Here is a 13642-nt window from a genome sequence, read left to right as displayed (position 1 = left end):
GGACGCTCTGCCGGGCACGGGTCATGACGACCGTGACGGTCGTACCGGTCAGCGTCGGCGCGGGGGCGATGAGTGTCGCAACCGGGACCGCCAGGGTGGCGACCGACCGCGCAATGCCGAGAACGACATCACCTGGGGCCTCTCCGGAGGGGTGGGAGGGACGTGCCGGCGCAGCACATCACTGCCGTAAGTTGCGGAGAACAGAGAGAATTTGACAGGACTTTGCAATATTTTTGCATTGCGCTGGCCAAATGTTACATACGTGCTACAGCCGCGTCAACGGGTCGAGAAGGGTGGTTTACTTCGCCGCGCGACTCCGGGTGCGATCGGGCCGATCCGCCTGCCCCGTCGGCCTTCCAGCCCCCCGCGGGCCGGGACGCGGAAGGGGTTCGCCGCTCCGTCCGGCAGGGGTTCGGCTCGGAAGGCGGCACGTCGAAGGGCCGGGGACGCGCGCGGATCGGCGTGAAACCCGGAAGGCCGGCGACAGGGGGCTGTTCCTCGCCGTTCAGCTGGAAATATGTGGCCCGGGGGACAGCAGGACGGGACACGGTGACGTCGCAGCCCCCGGAGTGACCTCTCTCAGCCCCTCAGAGCGACGGCTCAGCCGCCCTTAGAGTGACGCTCAGCCGCCCCTAGAGCGACGTCCTCAGCCCTCAGAGCGACGGCTCAGCCCTCGAAGTGACGTCTCAGCCCTCAGAGTGGCTTTTCAGGTTTCAGAGTGGCTTTTCAGGCTTCGAACAGGCGCAACCGGTGGGCCGTCGCCGCGGCCTCGCCGCGCGAGGCGGCGCCCAACTTGGCGAGGATGTTGGAGACGTGCACGCTGACGGTCTTCGCCGAGATGAACAGCTCCCCCGCTATCTCGCGGTTGCTGCGGCCCGCCGCCACCAGTCTCAGCACCTCGTGCTCGCGCGCGGTGAGCCCGAGCCCCTCCCGCTCGGAGACCGGCTCCGCGGGGACGGGCTCACCGGAGAGCGGGACGCGAGCCCGCCTGGCCAGGGAGGCGATCTCGGCGGTCAGCGGCGACGCCCCGACACGCGCCGCGAGCTCCGCGGCCCGGGACAGGCTCGGCGCGGCCTCCTCACGCTCCCCCGCCTCGACGGCGGCCCGTGCCGCGCCGAGCAGGGCGCAGGCCTCGGCGTAGGGCTGGCGGAGCCCGGCCCAGGCGGTCGCGGCCGCCTCCCACGCCGCCCGGTCGAGCGTCCCCTCCGCCTGGGCGGCCTCGGCCGCGAAGGTGAGGCTGTGCGCCCTCTGGAGCTCCCCCTCCACCCCGATCTTCTCCGCGACGGCCCGCAGCCGGGCGAGGGGAGGCACGGCCGCTCGCAGGCAGGCGCGCAGGAGCGGCCAGACGTAGCGGGGGGTGGCCTCCAGGTCCTGCTCGTCCAGGGTGCGCTCGACGAGCTCGGACGCCTCCTCGCCCCTGCCGCGCGCCACCAGCAGCTCGATCTCCCTGCGCAGCTGGGGCATGATCGTCTGGTCCCGGTAGATGCCCCCGGTGAACACGGCCCGCGAGGCCCGGAAGAGCGAGTCGGCCCGGTCGAGGTCTCCGCGGGCGAGCGCGATGTCGGTGGCCAGGGCCTGCAGGCTCGCGCGGTAGGGGGCGGGCGGGGTGACCTCCAGGGTGCGCTCGACCACCTCGGACGCCTCGTCCCACCGCCCGAGTGAGACCAGGGGCTCGACCAGGTTGATCGACAGGAAGGCTCCGGAGGTGCGGGCCAGGCCGTACGCCTCGGCGTCGGCGATGCCGCCGCGGGCGACCTCGGCGGCCCGCTCGTGCCATCCGCCCCCCTCCAGGGCGTCGGACTCGGAGATGACGGCCCGCATCAGCGCGTTGTAGGTGCTGGCCCGGCCCGCGAGCTCCCGCGCCCCGGCGAACGCGACGACCTGCTCCTCCATCCGGGAGTATCGGCACCTGGCCCAGACGAGCGTGACGAGCGCGTGGGCCTCGGTGTCGACGTCGCCGACCTCGTGGGCGATGCGCATCGCCTCCTCGGCCAGCGCCTCCTTCTCCGGCCAGTCGCCGGGGTGGCTGAGCATGCGCGCCAGGTTCTCCAGGACCCGGGCTCGCAGGGGGGTAGGCGGTTCGGCGGGGACGAGCTCGACGGCGGTGCGGAGATCCTCGATGAATCCGGCCCTGCCGAGGTCGTACCTGACGAGCCCGCGCTGCCTCAGCAGGCGGGCCGCGCGGATCGGGTCGGTGGTGGTGTCGATCTCCCGCAGGGCCGCCTTGGCCAGGGAGATGCCCCGCTCGAACTCCCCCGCCAGGTGCGCCACGGTGATGGCCTGCCGGAGCACGCCGACGTGGTCGGTCTCGATCCGCTCGGCGGCGTCGGGGACCGCCTCCCACAGTTCGAGGACCCGGGTCAGCATGCGCAGCTGCTCGTCGTAGGCCGCGGTCTTCCTCGCCGCCGCGGCCGCGTGCCACGCGCTGATCAGCGCCCAGAGGGGGTTGTGCGCGGCGTGCCAGTGGTGGGCGAGCTCGATGGCCCCCCTGGGCTCGGGCAGGATGCCGGGGTTGCCCTCCAGGGCCTCGGCGAAGCGGGTGTGCAGGCGGGTGCGCTCGCCGGGCAGCAGGTCGTCGTGGACGGCCTCACGGATCAGGGCGTGCCTGAAGGCGTACGTGTCGCCGTCGACCACGAGCACGTTGCCCGCCACCGCCGGGCGCAGCAGGCGGGAGAGCTCGCCGTCGTCGGCCCCGGCGACGGCCGAGAGCATCGCGTGCTCGATCCTCGCCCCGCCCGCGGCGGCGAGCCTCATCAGCTCCTGGGTCTCCTCCGGCAGGCGCTCGACGCTGGCCAGCAGCAGGTCGCGCAGCGAGTCGGGCAGCGTCTCGCCCTCGCCCCCACTGAGCAGCGCCTCGACGAACAGCGGGTTCCCCTCGCTGCGCGCGTAGACCAGGTCGATGTCGGCGACCGGCTCGCCGTCGAGGATGCTCGCGGCCTGCCGGCTCACCTCCCGGCGGCTCAGCCTGCGCAGGTCGAACCGGGTGACCCAGTCGACCCGGCTCAGCTCGGCCAGCAGCGGGCGCAGGGGGTGGGTGCGGTGCAGCTCGTCGGCCCGGTAGGTGACCAGGGTCAGCAGGGGCACGTCGGAGCGCTGGTAGCGGACGAGGAACGACAGCAGGTCGCGGGTGGAGCGGTCGGCCCAGTGGGCGTCCTCGATCACCAGGATCGTCGGCCGGGTCTCGGCGAGCCGCTCCAGCAGGCTCAGGACCTGCTCGAAGAGCCGGGACCTCGCCTCGGCCCCCTCCCTCTCCGGCTCACCGAACTCCGGCAGCAGCCGGGCGAGCCCCCGCGTCGCCCCGCCGGGCAGCAGCGCGGCGACGCCGTCGTGGCCCAGGTCGCGGGCGAGCCTGCGCAGGACCGCGGTGAAGGGGGCGAAGGGGAGGCCGTCGGTGCCCAGCTCCAGGCACCCGCCGACCAGGACGAGGGCGTCGCCGGTGCGCTCGGTGAACTCGCGGACGAGGCGGGTCTTGCCGACCCCGGCCTCGCCTCCCACGAACACGGTCGAGGCCGCCCCCGAACGGGCCCTGGCGAGCGCGCCTTCCAGGATGGCGAGCTCGTCGGTGCGGCCGACGAACAGGGGGCTTACCGTGTGGGCTCTCACGCCCCCAGGATGCCACCGGCCCCCGACAGCCGGGCGTCCCTTTCCACGGGCCTTCCCGGCTTTTCCCCCTTGCTCTCCCCCTTCGCGGCCCGGCCTCCCTGCCGAGCGGCCGCCCAGGGGCCCGAGGGCTTTTCGTGATCTTCCGGGGAGGGCCCGCCGCTCCTCGACCGGGGATATGAGGATCATCGGGCGTCCGGGGCCGGCCCCGAGGGCGCCGCGGCGGCCCGGACGGGTTTTCGCGGAGAGAGAAAAGGGCGGGGCCTCGGTCCGCACCCTGCGGGCGGCACGGCGCCCCGGCCATGACTTTCCGGCCGCGCCATCTCGGCCGTGTCTTCCCGGCGGTGTCTTCCCGGCCGTATCTTTCCTCCCCCGGCGGCGTCGGCCGCGCAAGGTGCCCGATCACGGAAAAAGCCCCCTGGTTGGCGTCAACCAGGAGGCTCTGACCTGCGACTTGCTAGTGTGGGCGATACTGGGATCGAACCAGTGACCTCTTCGGTGTGAACGAAGCGCTCTCCCGCTGAGCTAATCGCCCGCCCTGTGCGGCCCCTCACGGTGCCGACGTGGAAAACCATACAGCAATCCGGGAGTGCTCGCGAAGCGGTATCCACCAATGAAATGATCTTGGAAGACGACACAGTCGGGAGGCAAAGGTCCGAGGATGCATCCGGCGGGGGGCTACGGTGTCATAGCATCGTCCTGATCCGTAGAAGCACCGAACGACCCGCGCTCGACCCGAATCACCCGAGACGCCCCGCCGGGGAGTCGACGGTGACCAAAACGAGACGCAAAACCCTTGCAAATACGGCCCTGTTGGTGATGTTTAGCCAGGTAGATGCCCAAATGTCGCGCTGTGATGTGTGTTACAGAAGGGCGTGGAGGCGGAATCTTTCCTACAGGTTTCTTTGTTCCGCGTGGTAGCCCGCGAGGAACGAAGCCGTTTCGGAGCAGTGAGCAGTGAAAGCCCCGCAGAGGGGACCGACGACGAAAAAGGTTTGGCTGACGATGAACAGCGCCACCGTCTCTGCCGAGCTAGGCCTTCGGCTTGTGGTCCCCGACCGTACCACCGTCCCCCTGCTCGCCGGGCTCAGCTACACGGCGGGTGATCCGTACGCGATCAGGATGGCCTTCCACGTGGGGAACGACGAGCCGGTCGAGTGGATCTTCGCTCGCGAGCTGCTCACGGTCGGCATCGTGCGGCGGGTCGGCGACGGGGACGTGCAGGTGTGGCCGGCGCGCGCCGACGGCGAGCGCACGTTGCACATAAGCCTCACGTCGCCGTTCGGGCAGGCCCTCTTCGAGGTGCCCCTGGCCCCGCTCACGGAGTTCCTGCACCGGACGTACGAGCTCGTCCCCGCCGGTCGCGAGACCGACTTCATGGATCTGGACGCCGAGCTCAGCAACATGCTCTGGAGCTCCTGACAGACCCCGCCCAACCGGGCCCCGGGCCGCCGGGGGCCGCGTGACGGTCTCCCTGCCGGGTCGCCGGGGTCCGTGGTGACGGCTTCCCTGCCGCCCCGCCGGGGTCCGCCGACGCTCTCCCGGCCGGGCCGGCGGGCTACGCCCCCGGTTTGAGCAGGTCCCGCATCCGGGCGATCTCGATCCCCTGCCCGGAGACGACGTCCTTGGCGGTGGCCAGCATGATCCGGTCGCCGCCCTCGCGCAGCTGGAGCCCGGCCATCGTCACCGCCGCCTCGTGATGGGTGATCATGAGGTTCAGGAAGAGGGTGTCGAAGGCCGTCCCCCTGGCCGCCCTGAGCCGGTTCATGTCCTCCAGCGGCAGGGCGTGGTCGTCATGACCGCCGTGCTCGCCCGCCGGGCGTCCGGCCGCCTTCAACCACGAGGTCATGGCCGCGATCTCCGGCCGCTGCGCCGCGGTGATCCGCTCGGCGAGCCTGCGCAGGACCGGCGAGGACGACCGGTCCGGCACCAGGGCCGCCATCTCCAGCGCCTGCCGGTGGTGCGGGATCATGCCCTCGGCGAACCTCACGTCGGCCGCGGTGACGCGCGCCTCCGACTCCCCGAGGTTCTCGCCGGGCCTCGCCGTACGGCCGGTCTCCCCCGGGCCGCCGGGGATGATCACGGGCGCGCCCGACTCGGCGACGAGCGGGGTGGACCGCTCCGATCCGGCCCCCGCGCATCCGGCGAGGACCGCTGCCATCATGATCACCGCGATACCCTGACTCGGCACACGCATCCTCCGCATAGCTTCAATAATGGGGCAAGTGGACCGACGTAATGGGGGCACCGTGCGACCGACCGTGGCATTCGTCCTGGCCGCGTTACTTCTCGTGGCAGGGTGCGGGGCGGATCCGGCCCCCTCGGCCGCGCCACCGTCCTCGGCGGCCGCGCCCACCCCGGCCACCCCGGCGGAGAGCCCGAGCGCCTCGGAGCAGGCGGCGCAGACCCCCGCTCCCGGGATCACGGGGGACGGGACGCACAGCGACAACATCACGCACCTGGCCAACGTGCCCCCCAGGGCCCCGCTCGACGGGCCCCAGTCGTGGGGCACCGACCTGGCCTTCCAGGGTGACTACGCGTTCGTCGGCAACTTCGACGGTTTCAGCGTCTTCGACATCTCCGACCCGGCGAACCCCGGGATCGCCGCCCAGGTCCTGTGCCCCGGCGAGCAGAACGACATCTCGGTGAGCGGGAACCTGCTGTTCCTGTCGATCGACTCCGCCCGGGTCGGCCCGGAGTGCGACGCCCAGCGCGGCGAGCCGGAGTCGGACGCCTGGGAGGGCATCCGGATCTTCGACATCACGGACAAGACCCATCCCGTCTTCGTCTCGGCGGTCGAGACCGACTGCGGCTCGCACACCCACACCCTCGTCCCCGGCAAGAGCCCGGACAAGGTCTACCTCTACATCTCCTCCCCCGGCCCCGAGCCCGGCACGGCGACCTGCCCGCCCCCGCACAACAAGATCTCCGTGGTCGAGGTGCCCGTCAAGGCGCCGAAGACCGCCAAGGTGGTCTCCACGCCGGCGCTCTCGGAGAAGGCCGTCGAGGGCGCCATCGGCGGCTGCCACGACCTCACGGTCTATCCGGAGAAGGACCTCGCCGCCGCCGCCTGCTTCGGCGACGGGATCCTGATGGACATCTCCGACCGGGTCAACCCCAAGGTCCTCCAGCACGTGAGCGACAAGGAGAACTTCGCCATCTGGCACTCGGCGACGTTCAACAACGACGCCACCAAGATCGTTTTCGGGGACGAGCTGGGCGGCGGCGTGAGCGCGACCTGCGACGCCAACACCCCGAAGACCAAGGGCGCCAACGCCGTGTACGACCTGAGCAAGGACCGCAGGCTCACGCTGCGCGGCTACTTCAAGATCCCGAGGGAGCAGGCGTCCGACGAGAACTGCGTCGCGCACAACGGATCGCTGCTGCCGGTGCCGGGCAAGGACATCATGGTCCAGTCGTGGTACCAGGGCGGGGTGTCCGTCTGGGACTTCACCGACGCGACCAAGCCCCGGGAGATCGGCTTCTTCGAGCGTGGCCCGGTGCAGGGCGTCGGCGGCTCCTGGTCGGCGTACTACTACAACGGCCACATCTACTCGAGTGACATCACCAAGGGCCTGGACGTGCTCCGCATCGACGACCCGCTGACCGATCCGGCGGCGAAGGTCAGGATCGAGGAGCTGAACGCGCAGACCCAGGTGTCCTACTAGATCGCCCGTCCGGTTCCCGGTTCCGGTGGGGGACTCCCCCACCGGAACCGGGAACGCGGAGCCGGGCTCAGGGATCGATGTCGGCGGCGGAGCGCTCGGCGAAGATCTGCATGGCCTTGGCGGTGATCGGGCCGGGCGCGGCGGGCAGCACGGTCTGATCGACCGCGCGGATCGGCTGGATGTCACGGGTGGTGGAGGTCAGGAACGCCTCCTCGGCCTCGTACAGGGCCGAGAGCGGGACGTCCTCCTCGATCCCCCCGCACCACTCCAGGGCGAGCGCGCGGGTGACCCCGGCCAGGCAGCCCGAGGCGAGCGTGGGGGTGAGCAGCCGCCCCTCGCGTACGACGAAGATGTTGCTGCCGGTGCCCTCGCAGAGGTTCCCCGCGAGGTTCTCGAAGATCGCCTCACCGCCGCCCCTGGCCTTGGCGTGGAAGAGGGCCTTGGCGTTGTCGCCGTAGGAGGTGCTCTTCACCCCGGCGAGCGCGCCGCGCTCGTTGCGCGGCCAGGGCACCACGGCGACGTCGGCGGTGGCCGGGAACGCCTTCTGCTCGTCGACGATCACCACGGTCGTGCAGCCCTGGTCGCCCCGGTCGGAGCCGAGCGGCCCAGGGCCGCTGGTGTAGGTGACGCGGACGCGGCCGAGCCTCCACGGCGGGGCCTCGGCCAGGCAGGCGCGGATCCCGTCGGCGATCGCCTCCACGTCGGGGTCGGGCAGGTCCATCCGCCGCGCCGAGAGCGTGAGCCGGTCGAGATGGCGGGTGAGCGCGAACGTGGCGCCGTTCACGCACTTGATGGTCTCGAACACCCCGTCACCGACCATCAGGCCGTGATCGAAGACCGAGACGACGGCCTGATCCGGAGAGATCAGTGCACCGTTGAGCCATATAGGTACGTTCATGCGACTCCTTCTGAACCTGATGTTGATGCCAGCGCGATGAGCCGGGAGGCCTTCAGCTCGGTCTCGTCCCACTCGCGTCGCGGATCGCTACCCCAGGTTATGCCCGCGCCCGTGCCGAAGCGGATCTCGCCGGAGATGAGCCAGAACGTGCGGATCCCCACGGCCAGCGACGCCCGCCCCCGGTCGGCGTCGACCCAGCCCACGGTCCCACAGTAGGGCCCGCGCGGCTCGGGTTCGAGCTCATCGATGATTCGCAGGGCCGAGGACTTCGGGGCCCCGGTGACCGAGCCGGGCGGGAAGGTCGCGGAGAACAGCTCCGGCCAGCCGTACTCCGGCGCCAGCCGCGCCCGGACCGTGGAGACCAGGTGCACGAGACCGGGGTGCTCCTCCACCTCGCACAGGGCGGGCACGCTCACCGAGCCGACCGCGGCGACCCTGCCCAGGTCGTTGCGGACGAGGTCGACGATCATCACGTTCTCCGCGTAGTCCTTCTCCAGCAGGTCCGCCGCGGTGACCCCGGTCCCCTTGATCGGCCTGGACTCGATCACGTCGCCGTCCCTGGACAGGTAGAGCTCCGGGGAGGCCGACACCACGCTCAGGCCGGGCAGGCTCACCGTGGCGGCGTAGGGGGCCGGGTTTCCCTCCGCCAGCCGCGCGGCCAGGGCCAGGGGGTCCGGCGCCCGGCCGGCGGGGAGCGGAGCGCTCAGCACCCGGCACAGGTTGGCCTGGTAGACCTCGCCCCGCTCGATGTGGGCGCGGACGCGCCGCACGCCCTCCTCGTACGCCGCCCGGTCGAGGGAGCTGTGCCACGACGACGGGTGTGGCCCGCGCCAGGGGCCGCGCGGCGCGGGCAGCGGGGCCCGGCGGACGTCGCCGAACCTGGCGCACGTCACCTTGCCCTCGTAGTCGACCACGACGGCCCACCATCCCTCGCCGTCCAGCGCGGCGAGGTCGGTGGTGAGGTCCCGGAGGCCGGTGGCCAGATATCCGGTGACATGCGCAAAAGAGTCATGCACCGCCCTATTGTCCCGCTCGCCCGGCCAGCAGCCGTACCAGGGTGCGGGCGGCGGGCAGCGGGGCGGGTGGCAGGGCCGCGTAGACGGTCCTGCGGGGGGCGAGGTCGCCGAGGGAGCGGAGCACCAGATCGGCCGGTACGGCGTAGGCGGCGATGGCGGGCACGAGCGTGACGCCGAGCCCGGCCGCGACGAACCCGAACTTGCCCGTCCACTCGCCGATCCTCACCGTGGCTCGGGGCGCGAACCCGGCGCGGGCGCAGGCCGAGGCGAGCGCGGTGGCCCGCCCCGGCGGGGGCGCCTCGATCCAGGTCTCCTCCCGCAGCTCGCGCAGGTCGACGATCTCCTCCGCCGCCAGCCGGTGGTCGCGGGGCAGCGCGACGAACAGCTCGTCGTCGGCCAGCTCGACCATCTCCACCTCCTCCGCCTCTCGGGGCAGCTCGGAGGGGTAGTCGCTGACCACCGCGACGTCCAGGCCGCCCTCGCGCATGCGGCGCAGCAGGCTCCCGCTGGGCCCCTCGATCGGGACGAGCTCGACCTCGGGGAAGTCCGCGCGGAACGCGCGCAGGGCGCCCGGCACGAGCGCGACGTTGGCGGTGGCGAACGCCCCCACCCGCAGCCGCCCCCGGTAGCCACCGTGGATCCCGGCCAGCTCCTCCTCCGCCCTGGTCAGCCGGTTCAGGACGACCCGGGCGTGGTGGTGCAGCGCCTCACCGGCGGGCGTGAGCCGCACCCCGCGCGGCAGCCGCTCGAACAGCGGCCCGCCCGCCCGGTGTTCGAGCGCGGCGATGCGGCGGGACACGGCCGACTGGGTGTAGTTGAGCCGCGCGGCGGCCGCGGTGAACGACCCGGTGCGGGCCACGGTGTCCAGCAGGCGCAGCGCCTCGACGTCGAACACATTCCTCCCTCGCATGGCTTACATGCAATCTAGTCGCTAGTGGAATGCCTCGCCGGTTCGTAACGTGGAGCGCATGATCTCCTTTCTCGGTCTGGGGCGCATGGGCGCCCCGATGGCCCGGCGGCTCGTGGCGGCCGGGTACGCGGTGACGACGTGGAACCGTACCCCTCGCGCGATCGAGGGGGCCGCCTCGGCGGCCTCGCCCGCCGAGGCCGTGGCGGGCGCGGAACTGGTCGTCACGATGCTCGCCGACCCCGCGGCGGTGCGGCGGGTGCTCGCGGACGCGGCCCCGGGGCTGCGGCCCGGGGCGGTCGTCGCGGAGATGTCGACGATCGGGCCCGAGGCGGTGGCCGGGCTGCGCGACCTGCTTCCCCCGGGGGTGGGGCTGGTCGACGCGCCGGTGCTGGGCAGCGTGGAACCGGCCGGGGACGGCACCCTGACGGTGCTGGCCGGGGGCCTGCCCGGAGACCTGGCCCGCTGCCGGAGGGTGCTGGAGGTGTTCGGCCGGGTGATCGAGGTCGGCGGCCCCGGCGCGGGCGCGGCGATGAAGCTCGCCGTCATGAGCGCGCTGGTTCCCGCCCAGGTGCTGCTCGCCGAGACCGTCGCGCACGCGGGGGCGACCGGGGTGGACACCGCGGTCCTGCTGGACGTGCTCGGCGGCACGCCCCTGGGGGCTCTCGTCGAACGGGTCCGCCCGGCCGTCGAGGGCCGCCCGTACGAGACGCGCTACGCCCTCGGCCTCGCGGCCAAGGACATGGATCTGGCCGCGCACGGGACCCGGACGCTCGCCGCCGCGGCCGGGGCCAGGCTGGCGGACGCGGTGGCGGCCGGGCTCGGCGGGGCGGACCTCACGGCGATCTTCGCGCACGTCGCCACGACCGGTCCCGCAGGGGCGGACCGGACGGGCGAGGCGGGCCGGGCGAGCGGGGCGGACCGGACGAGCGGGGCGGACCGGACGAGCGGGGCGAACCGGACGAGCGGGGCGGGCCGGACGGGCGAGGTGGGCGAAGCGAGTCGGGTGAGCGCGGTGGATCCGGCGAGCGAGGTGGGCCGGGCGGGCTCTTCGGGGCCAGTGGGGGGTCTTGGCGGGGTGAAAGGCCATGGCGGGGTGGAGAGGCTGAACCCGGCCACGGTTCCCGCCACCAACGGGCTCTACTCCCACGCCACCAGGGCCGGGGGCCTGCTGTTCGTCTCGGGGCAGGTGGCGCTGGACGGGGAGGGGAGGGTGGTCGGCGAGGGGGACATGACACGCCAGTCCGAATACGTGATGGACCTGCTGTCACGCGTCCTCGCCGACCAGGGCTGCACGTTCGACGACGTGACCCACATCCGGAGCCACCTCACCGACATGTCGCGGCTGCGCGAGTACGGGGCCGTGCGCGAGCGCTTCATCACCGGTGAACCCCCGGCCAGCACGACCGTGGAGGTCTCGCGGCTGTTCCGGCCGGGGCTGCTCATCGAGGTGGAGGTGATCGCCGCCCTCCCCGAGGGCCGGGCCCTATGACAGGGGGCCGGTGACCGTCTCGGCGGCGGCGACGACCGCGTTGGCCGCGACGAGCTGGACCACCGTCTCGATCTCCGGCGCGAGGAAGCGGTCGGGGCCGGGACCGGGGACCGACTCGCGCAGGGCGGCCACCACGGCCCCGGTCGCCGGGGCGGGGCGCAGCGGGGCGCGCAGGTCCAGGGCCCGCGCGGCGGTGAGGACCTCCACCGCGAGCACCCGGGTGAGGCCGTCCACCGAGCGGCGCAGCTTGCGCGCGGCCGACCAGCCCATGGAGACGTGGTCCTCCTGCATGGCGGAGCTCGGGATGGAGTCGACGCTCGCGGGCGCGGCCAGGCGCTTGAGCTCGGACACCACCGCCGCCTGGGTGTACTGGGCGATCATGTGGCCGGAGTCGACGCCGGGGTCGTCCGCGAGGAAGGCGGGCAGGCCGTGGCTGCGGGCCACGTCCAGCATGCGGTCGGTGCGGCGCTCGGAGATGCTCGCCATGTCGGCGACCGCGATGGCCAGGAAGTCGAGCACGTAGCCGACGGGGGCCCCGTGGAAGTTGCCGTTGGACTCCACCCGGCCGTCGGCCAGGACCACCGGGTTGTCGATCGCGGAGGCCAGTTCCCGCCCGGCGACCAGGGCGGCGTGCGCCAGGGTGTCGCGGGCGGCCCCGGCGACCTGCGGGGCGCACCTGAGGGAGTACGCGTCCTGGACGCGGGTGCAGGTGCCGTCCCGGTGGGACTCCATGATCTGCGAGCCGCCGAGCAGGGCCCTGAGGTTGGCGGCGCTGGCCGCCTGCCCGGGGTGCGGGCGCAGGGCCTGCAGGTCGGCGGCGAAGACGCGGTCGGTGCCGAGGAGCGCCTCCACGCTCATGGCCGCGCTCACGTCGGCGGTCCTGAACAGGCGGGCGAGGTCGTCCATGGCCAGGATGAGCATGCCGAGCATGCCGTCGGTGCCGTTGATGAGCGCGAGCCCCTCCTTGGCCACCAGTTCCACGGGCTCGATGCCGGCCTGCTTGAGCGCCTCCGCGGCGTCGGCCCGCTCCCCCGCGGCGTCGCGGACGACGCCCTCGCCCATGATCGTGAGGGCCACGTGGGAGAGCGGCGCGAGGTCGCCGGAGCAGCCGAGGCTTCCGTACTCGTGCACGACGGGGGTGATCCGCGCGTTGAGCAGGCTCTCCAGCACCTTGGCCGTCTTCGGGCGGACGCCGGTGTGGCCGGTGGCCAGGGTGTGCAGGCGCAGCAGCATCATCGCCCGGGTGACCTCGATCTCGACCTCGGGGCCGGACCCGGCCGCGTGGGAGCGTACGAGGGATCGTTGCAGCTGGGCGCGGAGCGAGGGGTCGATGTGGCGGGTGGCCAGGGCGCCGAACCCGGTGGAGACGCCGTAGGCGGGGGTGGGGCTCTCGGCCAGCTCGTCCACGCGGGTGCGGGCGGCCGCCATGGCGGCCACGGCGTCGTCGCCGAGGCGCACGGGGGCGCCGTGCCTGGCGACCCTGACGACCTCCTCGAAGCTCAGCGGCTCCGGCCCGATGTTCACGACCTCGTTGTCGCGCATGCTGTCAACTCTCTCGCGTAGGGTGAGTCGTGGTAACTGGTGAAACCATTGCTGGCTCCTTACATCTCAAGATACCGGTCGTATTCGGTTTGGGGAGTCGCCGGGTATTCGCTAGAGTTCTCATCGTGAGTCCGGGCCGGTCCCGGAGACACGCGGAAGTGGCTCAGTGGTAGAGCATCACCTTGCCAAGGTGAGGGTCGCGGGTTCGAATCCCGTCTTCCGCTCGGAAAAGGGGCGTCAGCCCCCCACTCGGTGGAGTGGCCGAGAGGCGAGGCAACGGCCTGCAAAGCCGTCTACACGGGTTCAAATCCCGTCTCCACCTCTGGTTTTCAGCGAGGACGATTAGCTCAGCGGGAGAGCGCTTCCCTGACACGGAAGAGGTCACAGGTTCAATCCCTGTATCGTCCACCAGATTTTCGCGGGTCAGAGCAGGGTCTCGGAGTTCTCTCCGGGGCCCTTTTCCGATCTTGGAGGGTCGCGGGAGCCCCCTCGGGCGGGCCTTTCCCGTGGGGTCGCGTT

General features: G+C 72.3%; 9 protein-coding genes and 4 tRNA genes. 6 read left to right on the top strand and 7 right to left on the bottom strand.

From position 1 onward, the window contains the following. Positions 1-726: 726 nt before the first annotated feature. Together ACFYWM_RS36740 and ACFYWM_RS36735 are read right to left on the bottom strand one after the other, a co-directional pair. Complete coding sequence (locus ACFYWM_RS36740) at positions 727-3603, bottom strand: AAA family ATPase (RefSeq protein ID WP_389923797.1); 2877 nt, start codon at positions 3601-3603, stop codon at positions 727-729. A 460-nt stretch (positions 3604-4063) separates the two neighbouring features. Then, a tRNA-Val gene (locus ACFYWM_RS36735) sits at positions 4064-4135 on the bottom strand. Between the two features lie 470 nt (positions 4136-4605). On the opposite strand from ACFYWM_RS36735, the gene ACFYWM_RS36730 reads away from it, so the two are divergent. Then, positions 4606-5022: an SsgA family sporulation/cell division regulator gene (locus ACFYWM_RS36730; RefSeq protein ID WP_184547867.1), complete on the top strand. Its 417-nt coding sequence runs from the start codon at positions 4606-4608 to the stop codon at positions 5020-5022. Positions 5023-5158: 136 nt separating this feature from the next. Here ACFYWM_RS36730 and ACFYWM_RS36725 read toward each other — a convergent pair whose 3' ends face one another. Then, positions 5159-5791, bottom strand: a complete 633-nt coding sequence (locus ACFYWM_RS36725) for a DUF305 domain-containing protein (RefSeq protein WP_389923794.1) — start codon at positions 5789-5791, stop codon at positions 5159-5161. 70 nt (positions 5792-5861) lie between these two features. Between ACFYWM_RS36725 and ACFYWM_RS36720 the strand changes: the two genes are divergently transcribed. Then, positions 5862-7268 carry an LVIVD repeat-containing protein gene (locus tag ACFYWM_RS36720; protein ID WP_389923791.1) on the top strand — a complete coding sequence of 469 codons (1407 nt, stop codon included), beginning with the start codon at positions 5862-5864 and terminating at the stop codon, positions 7266-7268. Between the two features lie 67 nt (positions 7269-7335). Here the strand turns inward: ACFYWM_RS36720 and ACFYWM_RS36715 are convergent, their stop codons facing one another. Genes ACFYWM_RS36715 through ACFYWM_RS36705 form a run of 3 tightly spaced genes read right to left on the bottom strand, consistent with a single transcriptional unit; the run spans position 7336 to position 10092 of the window. Further along, positions 7336-8166, bottom strand: coding sequence for an aminotransferase class IV (locus ACFYWM_RS36715; RefSeq protein ID WP_389923788.1), 831 nt, complete (start codon positions 8164-8166; stop codon positions 7336-7338). Then, on the bottom strand, positions 8163-9182 hold the full coding sequence (locus ACFYWM_RS36710) for a chorismate-binding protein (protein WP_389923785.1): 1020 nt from the start codon (positions 9180-9182) through the stop codon (positions 8163-8165). The genes ACFYWM_RS36715 and ACFYWM_RS36710 overlap by 4 nt, the downstream gene beginning before the upstream one ends. A 4-nt stretch (positions 9183-9186) precedes the next feature. Continuing rightward, positions 9187-10092, bottom strand: a complete 906-nt coding sequence (locus ACFYWM_RS36705; protein ID WP_389923782.1) for a LysR family transcriptional regulator — start codon at positions 10090-10092, stop codon at positions 9187-9189. Positions 10093-10150: 58 nt separating this feature from the next. Here ACFYWM_RS36705 and ACFYWM_RS36700 point away from each other — a divergent pair, with 58 nt between their 5' ends. Next, a complete protein-coding gene (locus ACFYWM_RS36700) occupies positions 10151-11581 on the top strand; it encodes an NAD(P)-binding domain-containing protein (protein WP_389923779.1) in 1431 nt (476 codons plus the stop codon). Here the strand turns inward: ACFYWM_RS36700 and hutH are convergent. After that, positions 11576-13123: a histidine ammonia-lyase gene (gene hutH / locus ACFYWM_RS36695; protein WP_389923777.1), complete on the bottom strand. Its 1548-nt coding sequence runs from the start codon at positions 13121-13123 to the stop codon at positions 11576-11578. The two genes, ACFYWM_RS36700 and hutH, sit on opposite strands and share 6 nt — an antisense overlap. 152 nt (positions 13124-13275) lie before the next feature. Here hutH and ACFYWM_RS36690 point away from each other — a divergent pair. From ACFYWM_RS36690 to ACFYWM_RS36680, 3 genes are all read left to right on the top strand, one after another. Further along, positions 13276-13347, top strand: a tRNA-Gly gene (locus ACFYWM_RS36690). A gap of 27 nt (positions 13348-13374) precedes the next feature. Further along, positions 13375-13445: transfer RNA gene (locus ACFYWM_RS36685), tRNA-Cys, on the top strand. Positions 13446-13459: 14 nt separating this feature from the next. After that, positions 13460-13534 (top strand) — tRNA-Val (locus ACFYWM_RS36680). Positions 13535-13642 lie beyond the last annotated feature (108 nt).

The organism is Streptosporangium sp. NPDC002721 (assembly GCF_042888905.1).
In the GTDB taxonomy this organism is placed as follows: Bacteria; Actinomycetota; Actinomycetes; order Streptosporangiales; family Streptosporangiaceae; genus Streptosporangium.
Note: the sequence above shows the minus strand (reverse complement) of the source record. Positions and strands in the feature narration are given on the sequence as shown.

Coding starts and splice junctions, on each gene's coding strand:
- ACFYWM_RS36730 (WP_184547867.1), top strand. CDS start 4,606: ATGAACAGCGCCACCGTCTCTGCCGAGCTAGGCCTTCGGCTTGTGGTC.
- ACFYWM_RS36715 (WP_389923788.1), bottom strand. CDS start 8,166: ATGAACGTACCTATATGGCTCAACGGTGCACTGATCTCTCCGGATCAG.
- ACFYWM_RS36705 (WP_389923782.1), bottom strand. CDS start 10,092: ATGCGAGGGAGGAATGTGTTCGACGTCGAGGCGCTGCGCCTGCTGGAC.
- ACFYWM_RS36700 (WP_389923779.1), top strand. CDS start 10,151: ATGATCTCCTTTCTCGGTCTGGGGCGCATGGGCGCCCCGATGGCCCGG.
- hutH (WP_389923777.1), bottom strand. CDS start 13,123: ATGCGCGACAACGAGGTCGTGAACATCGGGCCGGAGCCGCTGAGCTTC.